This window comes from Bacterioplanoides sp. SCSIO 12839, from assembly GCF_024397975.1.
Classification (GTDB): domain Bacteria; phylum Pseudomonadota; class Gammaproteobacteria; order Pseudomonadales; family Oceanobacteraceae; genus Bacterioplanoides.
In genome coordinates this window covers 2,952,716-2,971,066 of the sequence record NZ_CP073745.1, presented here as the reverse complement: position 1 = coordinate 2,971,066, position 18,351 = coordinate 2,952,716, and the positions used below count along the sequence as shown (strand labels likewise).

Genomic DNA, 18,351 nt, shown 5'->3' with positions numbered 1-18,351 from the left:
AAAAACAATCTGTACTTAATTGGATACCGTTTTTACGATAAACGTGTCTTCGGGGCGGCGGGGAAAAGCACCTGCTTACTTCCAGACAGTTCATTCCAATGCACATAGATTCACTGTTTCAGTTGCGAACGACGATAAATCAGCTAAACCTAAGTCATAAGTAGCAGTAAAGAGTTCTCATTTATGGAGCCATCTACAGAACAACGCCAGTTTCAGCGTGTGCATTTTTTCCAGCGGGTACAGGTTAGTGATAACCATCATACTCAGGAAACACATTGCCTGGATATTAGTTTACGCGGCATTTTATTGGTTGTGCCGGAAAACGCTCAGTGGTCATTGGAACAGCAGGTTAAGGTTGTGTTACAGCTGACCGAAGATGAATCCATCACCATGATGTGTTCGGTCACACATATTGATGATGATGTGGTCGGTTGCGCCTGTGATTCCATGGATCTCGACAGCCTGACCACACTGCGCCGTTTACTGGAATATAATCTGCAAGATCCGGCTGAAGTCAATCGTGAGCTGGGTGAGTTAATCCGCAAACGCTGATATACGATATACTCCACGCCTCAGAATATCCCGGGGCGTTTTATGTCAGCTGTCTTATCTCCTGTTATTGATGGGCAACCATCATCATTGTCGTTTGGCAAAGTGGTTTGTGTTGGTCGCAACTATGCGGAACACGCAAAAGAACTCAATAACCCGATCCCTTCTCAACCTATCTTATTTATGAAGCCAACCACGTCAGTGGTGCCGATGGCTCAGTCGCTGGTCATTCCCCAAGATCAGGGTAGTGTGCACCATGAACTGGAAATTGCTTTGTTGATTGGTGAACCCCTGACTAACGCTGAGGCATCAGGCTGTGCACAAGCGATAGTCGGGGTAGGTCTGGCGCTGGATTTAACCTTGCGTGATGTGCAGGCCACACTCAAAGAAAAAGGTCATCCATGGGAGCGTGCCAAAGCCTTCGATGGTGCTTGCCCGGTATCTGAGTTTGTTGGTGCAGATCAGATTCAGGACTGGAATAACATTCCGCTGCAGCTAACACGTAACGGTGATATTCAGCAGCAAGGCAACAGTGCTGAGATGTTATTTCCGATTCTGCCGCTGGTGGCACACATCAGTAAGGTGTTCAGCTTACAGCCGGGTGATCTGATCCTGACGGGCACACCCGCCGGAGTCGGGCCATTGGAATCGGGTGATCAGTTAGAAGCAAAGCTGTTTTCTGAATCGCTGAAATCAGATGCCTTGTTACAGGTAGCGACTCAGGTGTATTAGGCTCTGAGTCAGTAGCTTCAACTCTGATTAGAGTTAAAAAACAATAAAAAAGCGCTATCAGAAACCCGATAGCGCTTTTTTAGTATCTGCGATAACGCTTCCTCAGAATGGGATATCGTCATCAAAATCATCAAAGCTGTTGCTCGGTTGTGGAGCGGCTTGAGGAGCTTGTTGTTGTGGCGCTTGCTGATAGCCGCCTTGTTGTGCAGGCTGTTGAGGCGCCTGGGCTGGACGCTGCTGCGGAGCCGCTTGTTGTGGCGCCATACCAGGTTGCTGTGCAGGCTGTTGATAGCCACCTGCCGGGTTCATCGGTTGTGCAGCCGGTGCTGTTGGTTGTTGAGGGGCTTGCTGCTGATAACCACCTTGTGGCTGTTGCTGAGGAGCAGCCGTCATACCGCCCATTGGCGTCGCGCTTTGATTCATCATTTGGCTGGCTGACTGGAAGCCACCGGCTGGTGCGCCCATGCCGCCAGCCATTCCACCGCCCATATTGTCGCCACGGCTATCCAGCATCAGCATATCGTTGGCGATAATTTCGGTGGTATAACGTTTGATGCCGTCTTTTTCCCATTCGCGGGTGCGCAACTTACCTTCGAAGTAGGCTTTTGAACCTTTCTTCAGGTACTGCTGAACAATTTCAGCCAGCTTGCCGTATACCGTGATACGGTGCCATTCGGTTTGCTCAACCTTTTGGCCACTTTGTTTATCGTTGTAGCTCTCGTCAGTTGCTAAGGACAAATTAGCAACTGCATTGCCATTTGGCATAAAACGAACTTCAGGGTCACGACCCAGAGTACCAATGAGTGTCACTTTGTTAACGCTGCGACCCATGTTCTTCTCCATTATCTGAATGAATGATGGCTAATGCCTGTTGCATATCAAAGGCATCAGCACTGACTTTTAAATAGATAGCGCCTTCACTGGCAATTGGACTGACCTGAGAAACACCGGCCAACTCCATCAGTTGTTGTAACTGTTGTTCATTAATCTGCGTGATGGCCAGGCGCACACTGGTTAAGTGTTGTGGTGCTGAGGAGCGCGCTATGATCAAACTCCAAACTACCATCAATGCCCCCAGGCCAGCAAACAGTGCCGCACTTCCTGAGGTTGATACAATCCAGCCACCCAGGCTACCGCCGGCAAAGGCACCTAAAAACTGCATGCTGGAGTAGATGCCCATGGCACTGCCTTTAGCGCCGGCCGGGGCAATTTTGCTTAGCCAGGAGGGCAGGCTGGCCTCCATCAGATTGAAACCCCAAAAATAGAATAACAGCAGGACAACCCAGTGCCACAGCTGCGTTGCCAGGCTCATGGCAAACAGTGTGACGGCAATGATCAGTGCACCGGTTAATACCACCGCTTTCATCTTACGACGTTTTTCGGCAACGATGATAAATGGCACCATCAGAATAAACGCAACGGCTAATACTGGTAGATATACCCAGCTGTGCTGGCTGGCAGGCAGGCCCTGTTGTTGCAATTGCAGCGGAATAGCAACAAAGATGGCCACCATCAGAGCATGGAGAATAAAGATGCCGATGTTCAGTGGCCACAATTGCGTGTTGGTTAATTGCTTTTTTACTTCGCTTAATACGGCAGAAGAATCACGATGGGGTAACTTCGCCGGAGCGGGTATGACAAATAACGTGATGAACACGCCCGCAATGGCCAGAACAGCTGTCACCATAAAAATAGTGCTCATGCCGCCTAAAGCCGTCAGCCAGGGGCCAAGTACCAATGCAACTGAGAACGATAAACCAATGCTGGCACCGATAGACGCCATGGCTTTCATGCGGTTTTCTTCACGTGTTAGATCTGTCACAAGCGCCATAATGGCACTGGCAATAGCGCCACCACCTTGTAACGCACGACCAAGAATTACGCCGTATACAGAATCAGCGGTGGCAGCAATCAGACTACCCAGCGCAAAAATCAATAAACCACCCACAATTACAGGCTTTCGGCCAATACGATCCGATAAAGTGCCAGCAGGAATTTGCAGCAAAGCCTGGGTTAAGCCGTATATCCCCATCGCCAGGCCCAACAGCTGGGGCGTTGCGCCATCCAGTGCTTGTCCATCGATCATCATCACCGGCAACACCATAAATAGTCCCAGCATGCGTAATGCATACAGAGACGCCAATGAGACAACGGCCCGGCGTTCGTCACTGGATAAATTGGCTACAGCTGAGGTGGAATCAGGGGTACTCAAACCGTGTGTCCGATGGTTATAAAAAAAGGGGCACTATTCTATCAGTTTGCAAAAGTTTTGATTAGTGGCTGCTGCGACTAAATCACACAGCGTCAGAGAAAAATCAGTCTGTGCATAATTTGCGCGCTTTGCTGCCAAAGTATGAAAAAAACCATATAACGCAGTAGCAATTTACGTCAGATTGCGTACACTCATTTTATGTGGCTGTGGAGCAGCCACCGCATGGAGCTTTAAGTAAACGGATAAACATCAAAAGGAGTTAGCTTATGGATAAGACACAATCCCTTCCTGGCCGTCGAATCATACTGTTTGGCCAGCAAAATCTGCAGAATTCCATCCTCATCGGCTTTATTCATCAGCGCACGAACATTGATTGTCAGTTGGTTAATCAAACACAGTGGCATGATGACTGGAATAACTACCCTTGCAAAACTTTGGTGTTGATTGATGCCGAGTGTGCCCGCCCTGAGAAAATTCAGGAACTGCTTGAGGTGATTTACGAGCAGCCCGTGGATGTGATGGTGGCTTTCTTCAATACGCCAAAAGGGCACACAACCGAGCGAATGATTGTTTGGCCGATGGTGAATGGCCTGTTTTATCGTGATGCATCTCAGCAGCAGCTAAGCAAAGGCATTCTCGGTATGTTCAATGGCGAATATTGGTTGCCTCGTCCTCTGATGGCTCAATATCTTGAACGTACACGCCACAAGCCTCGTCGTATGTCGGCTCATGCTGCGTTACTGACTAAGCGCGAAAAACAGATTCTGAAACTGACGGCCACCGGGGCAACCAATACCGAAATTGCCGAGCAGTTGAACGTCAGCATGCACACAGTAAAAACCCATATTTATAACCTGTTCAAAAAAATTGGTGCCAGTAACCGGATTCAGGCGGTGAACTGGGCGCAGGAGAATATGGACGAGCTGTTGCACGAAATGGCCTGAACAGTCTTTCTTAATAGGCTTGCAAGACTTAAAGCGGCTGAATCCATCAGATTCTTGGCTTACAATGTCGGACTTTATTTTTCCGAGCAGTGAAAGCTATCTATGGATAAGATCCAGGTTCGTGGGGCCCGTACTCATAATCTCAAGAATGTCGACCTCGACATTCCACGCGATAAACTGATTGTTATCACCGGATTAAGTGGTTCCGGTAAATCTTCCCTGGCGTTTGATACTTTATATGCTGAAGGCCAGCGTCGTTACGTTGAATCGCTGTCGACGTATGCTCGCCAATTCTTATCCATGATGGAAAAACCGGATGTTGACCTGATCGAAGGTTTATCTCCCGCCATTTCCATTGAACAAAAATCAACCTCTCATAACCCTCGCTCCACCGTCGGCACAGTCACGGAAATTTACGATTACCTGCGTTTATTATTTGCTCGTGTCGGCACGCCACGCTGCCCTGATCATGATGTGCCACTGGAAGCTCAAACCATCAGTCAGATGGTGGATTCAATCATGGACCTGCCGGTGGATGGCAAATATATGATTCTTGCTCCGGTGGTGCGAGATCGTAAAGGTGAGCACCTGCATGTATTTGATAGCCTGCGCTCTCAGGGTTTTATCCGCGCCCGGGTGAATGGTTTAGTGTGTGACCTGGATGATGTGCCTGAGCTTGATAAGCGTAAAAAACACAGCATTGAAGTGGTTGTTGATCGCTTTAAAGTCAAAGAGGGCATTGAACAGCGCCTGTCGGAATCGCTGGAAACCTGTATTGAGTTGAGCGGCGGTCTTGCATTAGTAGCCTCAATGGATAATGAGAAGGAAGAACCGCTGCTGTTTTCTTCACAGTTCTCTTGTCCGCATTGTGGTTACAGTTTATCGGAACTGGAGCCACGTCTGTTCTCTTTTAATAATCCGGCCGGTGCTTGTCAGAGTTGTGACGGTTTAGGGGTTAAACAATATTTTGATCCGGGGCTGGTGGTATTAGATGACAGCCTGACCATTGCGGAAGGTGCTATTCGGGGTTGGGATCGCCGCAGTATTTATTATTTTCAGATGATCAGTTCGGTGGCTGAACATTTTGGTTTTGATATTGATAAGCCCTTTAAAAAGCTGTCGAAAAAGCACCAGAAAATTTTGCTACAGGGCTCTGATAATGAAGATGTTCGCTTCAGTTATGTGAACTCTCGTGGTGATCAGATTTTTAAAGAGCATCCATTCGAAGGCGTATTGCCAAACCTGGAACGACGTTACCGTGAAACAGACTCACAAATGGTACGCGAAGAGCTGTCTAAATATCTGAGCGTACAGCCGTGTCCGACCTGTCATGGTTCACGACTGCGTACCGAAGCGCGACATGTATTTGTTGGCGATAAAACCATTCATGCCTGTACCGCAATGCCGGTTGAAGAGGCGCATCAATATTTCTCTGACTTACATATGGATGGTCATCGCGGCGAGATTGCAGAAAAAATTCTGAAAGAAATTCGTGAGCGTTTGCAGTTTCTGGTGAATGTTGGGCTGGAATATTTAACCCTGAATCGCAGCTCAGATACCTTATCCGGTGGTGAAGCGCAGCGTATTCGTCTCGCGTCACAAATTGGCGCGGGGCTGGTTGGTGTGATGTATATTTTGGATGAGCCTTCGATTGGTTTGCATCAGCGTGATAACGATCGTTTATTAAAAACCCTGTTCCACCTACGCGATTTGGGTAATACCGTAATTGTGGTTGAGCATGATGAAGATGCCATTCGCAGTGCTGACCATTTAATTGATATTGGTCCGGGTGCCGGTGTCCATGGTGGGCAAGTCATTGCTCAGGGCACACCGAATCAGGTGATTAAAAATAAAGACTCCGTAACCGGACAATATTTATCCGGTAAAAAAGAAATTGCGGTTCCTACTGAACGGACACCGTACAATGATAACAAGGTATTAACGCTTACCGGTGCTACTGGTAATAATTTAAATAACGTTGATTTAACCATTCCACTAGGGTTAATGACCTGTGTAACCGGTGTGTCAGGTTCAGGAAAATCGACGTTAATTAACCGTACTTTATATCCCCTGGCTGCAACGGCTTTGAATGGTGCGACGACCTTAAAAGCTTCTGACCATCAGTCGATCGAAGGGTTAAAGCAACTTGATAAAGTGGTGGATATTGATCAAAGCCCGATTGGTCGTACACCGCGCTCCAACCCAGCGACCTATACCGGCATTTTCACCCCGGTTCGTGAATTATTTGCCGGTACTCAGGAAGCACGCTCTCGCGGTTATAAAGCCGGACGTTTCTCTTTTAATGTCAAAGGCGGTCGCTGTGAAGCCTGTCAGGGTGACGGGGTTATTAAAGTTGAAATGCACTTCCTGGCCGATATTTATGTGCCGTGTGATGTGTGTAAGGGCAAACGTTATAACCGCGAAACGCTGGATATCCGTTACAAGGGTAAAAATATTCACGAAGTGTTGGATATGACGGTCGAAGATGCCCGTACCTTCTTTGATGCCATTCCGGCGGTTGCGCGTAAATTACAGACCCTGATGGATGTTGGCCTGAGTTATATTAAATTAGGACAGGCAGCGACGACGTTATCCGGTGGTGAAGCCCAACGTGTGAAGTTAGCGAAAGAATTATCCAAACGTGATACCGGCTCTACTTTGTATATTCTTGATGAGCCAACCACTGGTTTACACTTCCATGATATTGAGCAGTTACTGGCGGTATTGCACCGTTTACGTGACCATGGCAATACTATTGTGGTGATTGAACATAATCTGGATGTGATTAAAACCGCAGACTGGATTGTTGATTTAGGCCCGGAAGGGGGTTCTAAAGGTGGTTATATTATCGCTGAAGGTACCCCGGAGCAGGTAGTAAAAGAAAAAGCGTCCCACACCGGACGATTCTTGAAGCCTTTGCTGGCTGCGAAAAAGTAATATGACAGCTGCTGGAAAACGGGCTCTGTGTGCAAAGTGCAACCGGCCCATCAAAGTGTGTGTTTGTGATGCTTTAGTTGAGGTAAAGGCACCGCTGGAATTGATTATCTGGCAAGATCCGACGGAAGCAAAACACAAACTGTCGACGGCGCCTTTATTAAAACTGAGCATCACAAATAGCCGTTTATTCATTGCCGATAAGTTAAATCCAGAAGAAATTTTTTCATCCACCGACTTATCGGAATGTGCCTTGTTGTATCCGTTGGAAAATGGGCAGCAGCTACAAGCTGAACAGCGCACCAAAGTAAAAAAATTGCTGGTTTTGGATGGCACCTGGAAAAAAGTGCGGCGTTTATTTTATCTGAATGAATGGCTGAAAAACCTGCCATATATTCCGCTGAATCCTGAGAACCTGAGTCGTTACGCTATTCGTAAATCACCACGTGCTGATGGTTTATCAACCATCGAGGCCGCTGTTGCGGGTTTGTCACTATTGGATGAAGCAACTGATTACCAACCAATACTCAATGTTCTGGATCGAATGGTTGAGCTGCAGCAGCAGTTGACGCCTGGTGATGTTAAGCGCACCCGATAATAGTTTGAGTAGGCGTTAACGTTCCCAAATCGGAGGATCTCCGATTTTTTCCAATAAAAAATCAATAAATACCCGGACTTTGGCGGTTAATACGTTGGACTTGGGGTACACCAGCCAGATCGCGGATTGATCGTCTACTTCAAACTCGGGCAGTACTCTAACCAATGAGCCCTCTTTAAGTTCTTGGTGCACATGCCAATAGGTATGCATCGCAATACCTGTGCCTGCGAGAACAGCAACTTTCATACTGGCTCCGTCATCAAATATCACTCTAGAAGAGGCCCCTGGTGGTGGAAAGCTACTGGAGCTGGCCTCGTTGTGAGTGACTAGGGTTCTGGGCTCGCTGTTACTGAACACTAATAATTGGTGGTTAAGCAGTGATTCTGGTGTCTCGGGCGTACCAAATCGTGCCAGATAATCGGGCGAGGCACACAGGATTCGGTGATCATTTGCTAATTTTCGTGCTCTTAAGCTGCTGTTTTCAATGGCATAGTTTCGCAATGCCAGATCAAAGCCGCCTTCAATTAAATCCATTTGCAGGTCGGAAAGTTTAAGGTCTAGGTTGATCTTAGGGTAACGCTGTAAGAATTCAGGCAATAGCGGAGCAATATAACACTGGGCAAAGGTGCTGGATGCAGCAAAGCGTAAGGTACCACTAACCTCGCGGTACTCATGGCCTAATGCCGCTTTGGCCGCGGCTTCCTGAGCGAGAATTTCTCGGGCATAAGGTAAAAACTCAGCCCCTTCTAACGAAAGTGATATCTTGCGCGTGGAGCGATGTAATAGGTCCGCACCGATCTGATGTTCCAGTTTGGCCAAGCGAGCACTGGCAACGGCGGGAGCCAGCCCCAGCTTTCTGCCTGCAGCACTGATATTCAACATATCAGCGGCCATTACAAATAAACGAATGCCTTCGGTATCCATGGCGCTCTCCACGTACGTATAAACCGCCTATTATATTGAAAAACCGAATTATGTTTAATTATTAAGGTGGTTTTGTTTGTTTTTTGGATGAATATACTGCTGCCCATTGTCCAGGGCTGTTAACAATCCTGGTTTCACACTGTTTTATTGTCTGGAGCAAAGTATGAATCATCCAATCATTAACGACTTGAACAGCCGCTACACGGCGAAGAAATACGACGAAAACAAGCGTATTTCTGCGGATGATATGGAAGTCATCAAAGAGGCTCTGCGTTTATCCGCTTCTTCAATCAACTCTCAACCATGGAAGTTCATTGTTCTGGAAAGTGATGAAGCGAAGCAACGTTTCCATAATACGTTTGCTAATAAGCACCAGTTTAATCAACAACATGCCAAAGAGGCCTCACATACGTTATTGCTTGCTTATGATCCTGAGTTCACGAAAGAGAAATTTGCCAAACGGGTCGATGCTGAGGTTAGTTCCGGTCATTTACCGGCCGAAAACTATGACAACTTTATGGGTGCTTATGCATTTGCTGAAATGAACACTGATGAGAAGGGGTATAACGGCCACTGGACAAAGGCTCAGGTTTATCTGGCACTGGGGAATGTCTTACATACACTGGCGCGTTTAGGGATTTCCTCGACTCCGATGGAAGGTGTAGATGGTGACTTAATCGGCGAATTGTTTGCGGCTGAATTGGATGGCCATGTGTGTGAAGTGGCTCTGGCGATGGGCTATCACAAAGATGGTGAAGACTATAACTTTGGTAAGCCAAAGGCTCGTTTGGCACAAAACGATGTAATCGCTATTTTATAATGATCGTGACTTAAATAGAAAACCCCTTTATTCATAAGAATAAAGGGGTTTTCTATTGCAAAGCGCTAACTGAAACGTCAGAACTTATAAACCACTTTGACAGAGCCATCGACAACAGAGCTGTCGACATAACCGATCAGGTTTGGATTTTTTGCGACCAGATCTTTGACCGTAGCATCATTACCCGATTCTTTCGGTGGTGTGCCTTTTCCGGTGAAGATCAGGCGTGACCAGTAAGCCTTAAGTTGGCTGGAACTTTTTCCTAATACGGTTCCGTTAAATGCTTCGCGGCTAGCTGCTCCGGCATCTTGATCAACTGGTACGGCCTGGCTTCCATCCGGGAAATTCTTGCTTTTACCAAGAAAAATACGGGAGATTGTATCCTGATCCAATGACGCATTGGCGTTGTTGGCACTGATGATAACGGCAACTTCTGCCTGTACGGCTGCGCCTGTCAAAAGTGAAGCAATAACAATGGTTTTAAGGAATGTATTAATAAATTTCATTGTGACTCTCCTTAAAATACTAAATCAATGGCAACACTGTACAACATGGCAGACTCGCCTTCATTGCCCAGGCGCAATTCTTCGTCGATGTATTGTGCTTCCACTTTAAATGCCGTGCCTGCATCATAATCAAAACGTGCTCCTAAGGTGATACTGCTTTCTTCGCCACGAAGATTGTTCTGAAGTAATCCGATATTACCGGATTGTTTTTCATCTTTGTCCGCTGAGTAGGTCAGGTGAATCGTCGCATCATCCAAACGATGGGCAACACTGACAAGGTAGGCCTGGTCGTTCAGGAACAGTTCTGTTTCGTGTTCCAGGGCTGTCCATTCTGCAATAAAGAAGCTGCTGCCATTATCGTATGTGATGGCGGCTTCATAAAACTGCGCCGTATCACCATCTGGTGAGAATTCATCATTCAGACCAAGGAAGGCTGCGCCAGCAACCAACTGTTCCAGAGCATCACCTGTACCATTGGCTACCAGGTCGGGCATGTATAAATCAGCCTGGTGATAACTGATGCGTGTTCCCCAGTTACCTTGGTTGAGGCTAAGAACGGCACCACCGAAGTTTCTTAGTTCAACCGTGTAAGATTTTTCAATCGGGGTGAAGGAGTCTTCAAACCGGCCATAATAAACCTGAACAGAGCCATCAACCGAACCGGCGCTGAAGCTGCGGGTCAGGTCAACACCATTAATTGAAGAGAAGGTATCCAATCGCGAATAAACTTCACCGGGTGGGCGAATCCAGTTATAGGCATAGCCTACCTCAAGGAAGTCGGAATAATAAAAGAATGGAGAACGCAGGCGACCAAAACGTAAGTCAGTGTTCTCATCGAACGAATAGGTGACGTAGGCCCATGAGTTTTCAGTGTTGTAATCTTCATTACCACGGGCAACAAATTGTGTGGTTGCAGAGGTAGAATCGTTAATTTGTTTGCTGACCTGCAGGGCGACAACCGTATCCTGATTAAAAGAAACATCGTCATCATAACCCGCTGCAGTGACATCATCGTTCGATAAAACGCCAGCACCAACACTCATAAAGCCGTTGATGTTAAGGTCGTTTGCATAGGTCATTTGGCTACTTGCGAGCAATATCGCAGCCAATACCGGAGTCTTACGGGTAAGCATGGTACAAGCCCTTACGTGGTTAATGTACTTAAACCTTAGTCAAGCTCCGTTATAGTGCAAATTTTGGTGGAAAATTGGTGCATAAAACAAAACAGGGCACAAAACTGTGCCCTGTTTCATTTTTTTAATATCGGTATCAGAACTTATAAACTACTTTGACTGAACCATCGACGGTTTCACTATTAACATAACCAATCAGGTTAGGATTTTCAGCCACCAGTTTTTTCACGGCTAAGTCATCACCGGATTCTTTAGGCGGTGTTCCCTTGCCTGTGAATATCAGTCGTGACCAATAAGCTTTTAGTTGACTGGAACTTTTTCCGAGTACATTTGTATTAAAGGACTCTCTGGCAGAGCTTCCAGCTTTCTGATCAACAGGGACAGCCTGGCTACCATCTGGAAAGTTCTTGGTCTTACCTAAAAACACCCTGGAGATATTATCTTTATCTAAGCTGTCGTTGTGATTGTTACTGCTTACAATTACTGAAATTTCAGCGTAAGAAAAGGCAGATAAAAATACTGAGGAAATCAGCAGTGATTTAATAAGTCTCATCATTTTATGCATGTTGATCTCCTTAAAATACCAAATCAATTGCTACGCTGTACAGCACTGCTGATTCACTTTCCTGGCCGTCACGAAGCTCTTCATCTATATATTGCGCTTCGAGCTTAAACGCTGTGCTTGTGTCGTAATCAAACCTGGCGCCTAAAATAATGCTGCTTTCTTTATCTCTGAGAAAGTTATTCTGGATTGCACCGATGGCTCCGGATCCTTTTTTATCCTCTCGAGCGGTGTAGGTTAAATGAATCACCGAATCGTTGAAGCGTTTTGCAGCGCTGATTAAATAAGCTGAATCATCGACAAATAATTCTGACTCGTAATCTAAGGCTGTCCATTCCGCAATCATAAAATAACTGCCGCTATCGTATGTGACGGCAGCTTCATAAAACTTCCCGGTCGCATCCTCTAACTTGAAATCATCACCAAAACCTTGCAGCGTTGCTGCTGCGACTAATGCTTCTGCCGGGTCGGCAGTTGGTGAAACTGCCAGGGCAGCCAGTTCGCTGTTTGATGCTTCTGTAATATCATTAATTTCAGGAATTGTTGCATCAGCCTGGTGATAGCTTAATCGGGTTCCCCAATTACCTCGGTTCAAGTTAAGAACCATGCCGGTAAAGTTTTTTGCATCTAAAGAAAAGCTTTTGGATACAGGAGCAAACTCTTCTTCTGTACGCCCATAATAGACCTGTACGGAACCATCTGTTGCTCCAAGGTTGAAATTATGCGTCAAATCAAAACCATTGATCGACGAAAAAACATCTAATCGCCCATAGACTTCTTCTGGTGGTCGAATCCAGTTATAAGCGTAGCCAACTTCCAGAAAATCCGAATAGTAGAAAAATGGTGAGCGTAATCGCCCCATACGCAAATCAGTATTTTCATTAAATGAATACGTGATGTATGCCCAGGTATTTTCGGTGTTGTAATCCTCTCTACCCCGAGCAACAAACTGTGTGGTAGCAGAGGTGGACTCATTAATTTGCTTGCTGACTTGCAAAGCGACCATGGTGTCCTGGTTGAAGGAAATATCGTCATCATATCCTTCCGCAACCACGTCAGAATTGGAGAGGACACCTGCACCAACACTCATAAAACCATTAATATTAAGGTCGCTGGCATGTGCCAACTGACTGGCAGTCATCAACACAGCTGCTGATAAAGACAATTTGCAACGTGACATAATAAAACCCTTACTGTTTTAATTGTTAAAACTTTAGTAAGGGATCTGGATAGTGCAAATAATTATTTTATCAGTATAGGGGAGTCAGACAGGTTCAGTCATGGCGACAATATGTTTAATCTGGCGCTTGATCAGGCTTTGATTTTTTTCTGGCAGTTTATCCAGCCAGTAGCTGTATTGAGTGCAGCCATGGAGGTCGGCTACTTCATGCCCCTCTTGCCATTGCAGATCAGGAATATCTTTTACTTTGTCGAGCATGCTTTGACTGACTAGTAGCCTTCTCTCTTCACCGCTTTGTGCCAGCCTTGCTGCCCAGTGAATGGTGTCACCAATCAGGTTTCCCTGAATATTCTGCTCTTCCCCGATTGGTGCAAGCAAAATCGGACCGTAATGTGCTGCAATACGGAACTCAAGGGGTAGCAGCTGGTGATTGTTTTCCCGGATGTAGTCGACCAGACCGAGAAACAACATGGCGGCATAAAGGCTATGAACCATATTTTGTTGATCGGGCCCCGGCATTCCAAATAACATCACGATACCATCGCCCTGAAAACGATCTAGCTTGCCGTTGTACAACTTGGCAGCCTGGCTGAGAAGCCGGTGATAGTGATTCAGAAGAGTTGATAATTCCTGTGCTGACAAGCGGCTCTGCAATACTTCCAGATCCAGAATTTCGACATACAGCAGGGCACAATTCTGATAGCAGAAGTCAGTGGAATGATCATGCTGATTATCATTGTTGATGAACTGGTCCAGCGCTTGTTTCAGCATTCGGCGCTGTTGCTCTTGCTCTGATATATCTGTTAATGCTTGGTAAAGCGGTAAGAATTCAGCTGAATCAGGTTGTGAAATTGCCAGCGTTTCACCATCTTTCCACTCTTTCAGTTGCTCTGGTAGCTGACGCAGGAATTTTAGGTTTTTTTCAGTCAGGTGGTAGCTGATCCATGCACCCAGCGAGGCTAATAGTGCGGAAATAAACAAGCTGATGGATAAATAACGACGGGCGGCATTGGTAGCAGAAGAGGTATCCAGGTTGGCCTGAAGTGTACCAATGGCCAGGTTATCCTGAGTAATTTCCTGATAGATACGTTCCCCTTGTTGTGAAAAACGGCCGCTGGTGGCAATCAGTTGCTGTTGAGGGTTCAGGATGCGAATGGCAGGTATCGAATGATCCAGCTGCCATTCATTCAACGTCAGATTGAGGCTTACGCGGTCTTCGTTCAACAGGCTGGGGGCAAGTGTTAAAGCAAGACGCTGCAATTGTAATGCGGCATTCGTTCGTAAGGTACCTTCTGCCTGGCTGAGCTGATGTTGATAGGTTAGCAGGCCGATGCTAAGGCCGGTGATCAGGATCAGGCCTGCTGCGAACAGACCACAGACTTGACTTAGATTCAGCTTTTGCCACATCGAACGAAATTTCGTCATTGGATTACTCAAACAATTTTTTTCTTTGATGGTATTATATGCGCCGCCTGATGTAACGCCAGCGGCATATTGTGTGGCTGGTATCGTGATTTTTACCAAAAAATGAATGATGGGGATTCACTATGAGTGATGTGAAACAGTCTCTGCAAGACAAACTGGAACAGCTGGAAAAGGGTTTATTCCTGATGAGCCTTGATCGTGTACGCGCGTTGTCGGTACATGAAACCGTAGACTTGATTGAAGAGCTGCGTGGCGTTGTGGCAGCAGCCAAAGCAGACACCGATAAACTGTAATCACAGTTATAAATAAGGGCTTATCCGTGACTGAGTTGGTTCTAATCCGAGTGACTGGGGCCGATAAGCCCGGGTTAACAGCAAACATCAGTGCCATTCTGGCACAGTACGATGTAACAATTCTTGATATTGGCCAGGCCGAAATTCATGACACCCTGACGTTAGGGGTTTTGGCGGCTATCCCAGACCGGGCAGAATCTGCGCCGGTTCTTAAAGATGTGCTATTCAAAGCCCACGAGTTGGGTCTGTCTGTCCGTTTTACGCCGGTTACACCCGAAAGCTATGAGCATTGGGTCACCGGGCAAGGTAAACCGCGCCATATTATTACCCTGCTTGCCCGTGCTATTGAGTCGAAGGCCATTGCTGCCATTACCTCCATTGTGGCTGAGCATGGCTTAAATATTGACCAGATCAACCGTTTGTCTGGCCGTGTTCCTCTAACACAGGAAGAAGAAAATACCCGTGCTTGTGTTGAATTTTCTGTCCGTGGAGAAGCCGACCAAAGCCAGATGCGCGCGCAATTTCTTCAGGTTGCCAATGACTTGGGAGTCGATATCGCGTTTCAGAAGGATGATAAATACCGTCGTACACGCCGCCTGGTGGCGTTTGATATGGATTCCACGCTGATTGAAGCTGAAGTGATTGATGAGCTGGCGGCTGCGGCGGGAGTCGGAGAGCAGGTGGCTGAGATCACTGAACGTGCGATGCAGGGTGAATTAGACTTCAATCAGAGTTTTGAGCAGCGTGTTGCCTTGCTGAAAGGGTTGAATGGCGATGTTCTGCAGGGGATTGCGGAGCGTTTACCGGTAACCGAAGGTGCTGAGCGCTTGATTCGAAACCTGAAGTCTCTGGGTTATAAAACGGCGATTTTATCTGGTGGGTTTAATTATTTTGGCCGTTACCTACAGGATAAGCTGGGCATTGATTATGTCTATGCCAATGAACTGGAAATGGAAAACGGTATTGTTACTGGCCGTGTAACCGGCAAAGTTGTTAATGGTGAACGCAAAGCTGAATTGCTGCGCGAGCTGGCGACTCAGGAAGACATTACGTTGGAGCAAACCATTGCGGTGGGCGACGGTGCAAACGATTTACCTATGCTCAGCATCGCTGGGTTAGGTATTGCTTTCCGGGCTAAGCCGTTGGTACGTGAGAATGCCGAAAATGCCATTTCGACACTTGGCTTAGATGGCATCTTGTATCTTCTGGGGTATCGGGATCGGGACATCAGTTGATAGGCCCATGCAAAACCCGCATACAAAAAGACCGCTCTAACTGGCGGTCTTTTTGTATTGATTTCGGGATTTTTGTTTATAGCTATAACCTGTCAGCAGGCTTTGGTTGATCATTCGTCCGCAAAGTCGTAAATCATTCCGGCTTGTGGCGCCTGAACATAATGTCCCTGGATGAAATGAACGCCCAGCTGCCATAGATTCGCCACCGAAGATGCACTCTCTACCAAGGGTACAATGGTGCGTTTTTCTTCTTCATGTAACTTTTCCAGCATCTCTTTTAAATGTTTCTGCGCATCTGGATTTTGTCCCAGTTCCTGTGTGAAAGAGCCATCAACTTTCACATATTCAACATCCAGGTGCTGCAATTGCTGGAAAGGGTTTAAGGCACAACCAAAGCGGGTTAGTGCTGTTGGAATACCACGCTCTAATAAGGCATGCGTGAATTCATGGCACTGCTTTAACATACGTCCTGCGTCGTCTTCATTAAACTGAAAAACAGCTGCTCCTTTGGGAAGTTTTGCGGCGTTCAGGGCAACCGCAATCCAGCCAGCAAGACTGTCATCAGATAATGATGCCGAAGACAGGTTGATGAACATACGGGTGTTGTGACCTTTTTCTCTGTGCTCACCCAGCAGTTTGGTGGTGTGCAGTATCACCCAGCGATCGATTTTTCGTTTTAATGCTTCGCTGATATCTGGTGAATTGAGGAACTCACCGGCTGAAATGTCATCGCCATTGGCTTGAGGTAGTCGCAGTAAAGTTTCATAGTGCTCGGTTTCGTCGCCACGCAGGTTGATGAGTGGCTGGAATAACAGTCGGAAGCTATTGCTTTTTAATGCGGCGGCAAGCTGCTCTTCAAAATCCGGACCTTCCTGATCGTCTTCGAGTTCAGGTGGTACAAATAAGTTAACCCCATTACCTTTTTCATGGCCTTCGAGCTTGCGAACGTTATCAGAGGCCTGATGCGCCTGTTGAAGGATGTCTTCGGGTTTTGAACTGTTTTCAGTAATCAGTGACACGCCAGTGCTGGTTGTGACGGTAGTCGTACGTTTATCAATGGCGATCAATAATTGTGCAATCGTATCTTTTAATTTTTCCGCTTGTTGCAGTGCACTTTCGGCATCCGTACCCATCAGGATAAACGCGAAAATATCTTCGCCAATACGTGACAGGTGAGCACTGTCGGGTAGTTTGTTTTTTAACGCTTCAGCAACAGCCACGACGACGGTATCAGAGTGATTAATCCCGATATCACTTTTGATTTTATTGAACTGGTCAATGTTGATATAGAACACCGCACCGGTGGCGCCTTTCAATACAGCACTATCGACGGCATGTTCCAGTTGTTCATAAAAATAGGTCTTATTATAAAGGTGTGTCAGCAAGTCGCGGCTACGGATTTCACTGAGCTGTTCTTCCAATTCGCTGCTGTCTGCTTGTCCACGAATAACAACCTGAGTGCAGTGTTCATCCGCATAGGTTGCCGGTGAAAATTGCATGGTCATGGAAAACTCAGAACCTTCACCATCAACACCGGTTGTTTTCAGGTCACCGGATTGTTGTGCCTGTTCGTATTTTTTCAGGAAGGATTTAAACTCTTTCTGGCCTGACGTATGAACCATGTCCATGATTGGCATGCCTTCCAGGTCATCAACCGAGTCGTAACCAAATAACTCAAGGTAAGCCTGGTTTGCATAGACATGCATACCATCATGAATATAGCCAACCGCATCCTTTGAACTTTCTAACAAGCCTTGGCTGCGTTTTTCAGCTTCTCTGAGTTTGACTTCCAGCATGCGCTTTTCGCGCCGGTTATAGAGATGCTTCAATTCTCGCTGAATCACCAGCATCATGACATTGGATTCTTCTAATGGCACAACGGTCGCTGCGCCTTTTTTCAAGGCCGTTTCGAAACTGATGGCATTGAGTTCTTCATGGGTGGTGAGAAGCAATGGCAGATCTTTATTGAGCCGCTGAATTTGCTTTTGCAGCTCTTCCCACTGTATATCGTTGGCTTCTGGCTGTGCAATCACCAGATCCCAGGATTTATCCTGCAGTTGCTCAACAAAATCAGCCAATGATGAAACCTGATGTGCACGGGTAGCATTACCGGAATTACGTAACATGCTGACAATATTTTCAGCATCGTTTTGTGTTTTCATCAGTAACAGCAGATGAAGGGTATCTCGGTTGGCTGACATGCAGGTTCTCTGTTTTTAAAAAACACAATTATAGAGGCAAGGCCGTAAAAAAAAATGGCCAGTTGTAGCAATCTGCGTCACCAGCTGACGCTTTTTGTCAGTT

At 46.5% G+C, this 18,351-nt stretch carries 17 protein-coding genes; 8 read left to right on the top strand and 9 right to left on the bottom strand.

Translation table 11 applies throughout. The features are described 5' to 3' along the window. Positions 1-183: 183 nt before the first annotated feature. Together KFF03_RS13545 and KFF03_RS13540 are read left to right on the top strand one after the other, a co-directional pair. Positions 184-552 carry a PilZ domain-containing protein gene (locus KFF03_RS13545; RefSeq protein WP_255857460.1) on the top strand — a complete coding sequence of 123 codons (369 nt, stop codon included), beginning with the start codon at positions 184-186 and terminating at the stop codon, positions 550-552. A gap of 42 nt (positions 553-594) precedes the next feature. Further along, on the top strand, positions 595-1,281 hold the full coding sequence (locus tag KFF03_RS13540) for a fumarylacetoacetate hydrolase family protein (RefSeq protein WP_255857459.1): 687 nt from the start codon (positions 595-597) through the stop codon (positions 1,279-1,281). 102 nt (positions 1,282-1,383) lie between these two features. Here the strand turns inward: KFF03_RS13540 and ssb are convergent, their stop codons facing one another. Further along, positions 1,384-2,112 carry a single-stranded DNA-binding protein gene (gene ssb / locus KFF03_RS13535; RefSeq protein WP_255857458.1) on the bottom strand — a complete coding sequence of 243 codons (729 nt, stop codon included), beginning with the start codon at positions 2,110-2,112 and terminating at the stop codon, positions 1,384-1,386. Then, positions 2,096-3,493, bottom strand: a complete 1,398-nt coding sequence (locus KFF03_RS13530; protein WP_255857457.1) for an MFS transporter — start codon at positions 3,491-3,493, stop codon at positions 2,096-2,098. Before KFF03_RS13530 ends, ssb begins: the two co-directional genes overlap by 17 nt. Positions 3,494-3,759: 266 nt before the next feature. On the opposite strand from KFF03_RS13530, the gene KFF03_RS13525 reads away from it, so the two are divergent. The 3 genes from KFF03_RS13525 (at position 3,760) to KFF03_RS13515 (ending at position 7,969) form a co-directional block, all read left to right on the top strand. Further along, positions 3,760-4,437 (top strand): LuxR C-terminal-related transcriptional regulator, encoded by a 678-nt coding sequence (locus tag KFF03_RS13525; protein WP_255857456.1) that lies wholly within the window; start codon positions 3,760-3,762, stop codon positions 4,435-4,437. 102 nt (positions 4,438-4,539) lie between these two features. Further along, the gene (uvrA, locus tag KFF03_RS13520) at positions 4,540-7,374 is read left to right on the top strand and encodes an excinuclease ABC subunit UvrA (protein ID WP_255857455.1); all 2,835 of its coding nucleotides are present in this window, start codon (positions 4,540-4,542) and stop codon (positions 7,372-7,374) included. Position 7,375: 1 nt separating this feature from the next. Then, complete coding sequence (locus KFF03_RS13515) at positions 7,376-7,969, top strand: tRNA-uridine aminocarboxypropyltransferase (RefSeq protein WP_255857454.1); 594 nt, start codon at positions 7,376-7,378, stop codon at positions 7,967-7,969. A 15-nt stretch (positions 7,970-7,984) separates the two neighbouring features. On the opposite strand, the gene KFF03_RS13510 is transcribed toward KFF03_RS13515, so the two are convergent. Further along, positions 7,985-8,893, bottom strand: a complete 909-nt coding sequence (locus KFF03_RS13510; RefSeq protein WP_255857453.1) for a LysR family transcriptional regulator — start codon at positions 8,891-8,893, stop codon at positions 7,985-7,987. A 163-nt stretch (positions 8,894-9,056) separates the two neighbouring features. Here KFF03_RS13510 and KFF03_RS13505 point away from each other — a divergent pair, with 163 nt between their 5' ends. Continuing rightward, the gene (locus tag KFF03_RS13505; RefSeq protein WP_255857452.1) at positions 9,057-9,713 is read left to right on the top strand and encodes a nitroreductase family protein; all 657 of its coding nucleotides are present in this window, start codon (positions 9,057-9,059) and stop codon (positions 9,711-9,713) included. 77 nt (positions 9,714-9,790) lie between these two features. On the opposite strand, the gene KFF03_RS13500 is transcribed toward KFF03_RS13505, so the two are convergent. The 5 genes from KFF03_RS13500 to KFF03_RS13480 form a co-directional block, all read right to left on the bottom strand. After that, entirely contained in the window at positions 9,791-10,219 is a 429-nt protein-coding gene (locus KFF03_RS13500; RefSeq protein WP_255857451.1) for a phosphate ABC transporter substrate-binding protein, read from the bottom strand. 11 nt (positions 10,220-10,230) lie between these two features. After that, complete coding sequence (locus KFF03_RS13495; protein WP_255857450.1) at positions 10,231-11,352, bottom strand: hypothetical protein; 1,122 nt, start codon at positions 11,350-11,352, stop codon at positions 10,231-10,233. 136 nt (positions 11,353-11,488) lie between these two features. Next, positions 11,489-11,917, bottom strand: a complete 429-nt coding sequence (locus KFF03_RS13490) for a phosphate ABC transporter substrate-binding protein (RefSeq protein WP_255857449.1) — start codon at positions 11,915-11,917, stop codon at positions 11,489-11,491. A gap of 10 nt (positions 11,918-11,927) precedes the next feature. Beyond that, the gene (locus tag KFF03_RS13485) at positions 11,928-13,094 is read right to left on the bottom strand and encodes a hypothetical protein (RefSeq protein ID WP_255857448.1); all 1,167 of its coding nucleotides are present in this window, start codon (positions 13,092-13,094) and stop codon (positions 11,928-11,930) included. A gap of 84 nt (positions 13,095-13,178) precedes the next feature. After that, on the bottom strand, positions 13,179-14,519 hold the full coding sequence (locus KFF03_RS13480; RefSeq protein ID WP_255857447.1) for an adenylate/guanylate cyclase domain-containing protein: 1,341 nt from the start codon (positions 14,517-14,519) through the stop codon (positions 13,179-13,181). A gap of 122 nt (positions 14,520-14,641) precedes the next feature. Between KFF03_RS13480 and KFF03_RS13475 the strand changes: the two genes are divergently transcribed. Together KFF03_RS13475 and serB are read left to right on the top strand one after the other, a co-directional pair. Continuing rightward, a complete protein-coding gene (locus KFF03_RS13475) occupies positions 14,642-14,812 on the top strand; it encodes a hypothetical protein (RefSeq protein WP_255857446.1) in 171 nt (56 codons plus the stop codon). A 26-nt stretch (positions 14,813-14,838) separates the two neighbouring features. Continuing rightward, the gene (gene serB / locus KFF03_RS13470; protein ID WP_255857445.1) at positions 14,839-16,047 is read left to right on the top strand and encodes a phosphoserine phosphatase SerB; all 1,209 of its coding nucleotides are present in this window, start codon (positions 14,839-14,841) and stop codon (positions 16,045-16,047) included. Positions 16,048-16,157: 110 nt separating this feature from the next. Here serB and KFF03_RS13465 read toward each other — a convergent pair whose 3' ends face one another. Beyond that, on the bottom strand, positions 16,158-18,248 hold the full coding sequence (locus KFF03_RS13465; RefSeq protein WP_255857444.1) for an EAL domain-containing protein: 2,091 nt from the start codon (positions 18,246-18,248) through the stop codon (positions 16,158-16,160). Positions 18,249-18,351 lie beyond the last annotated feature (103 nt).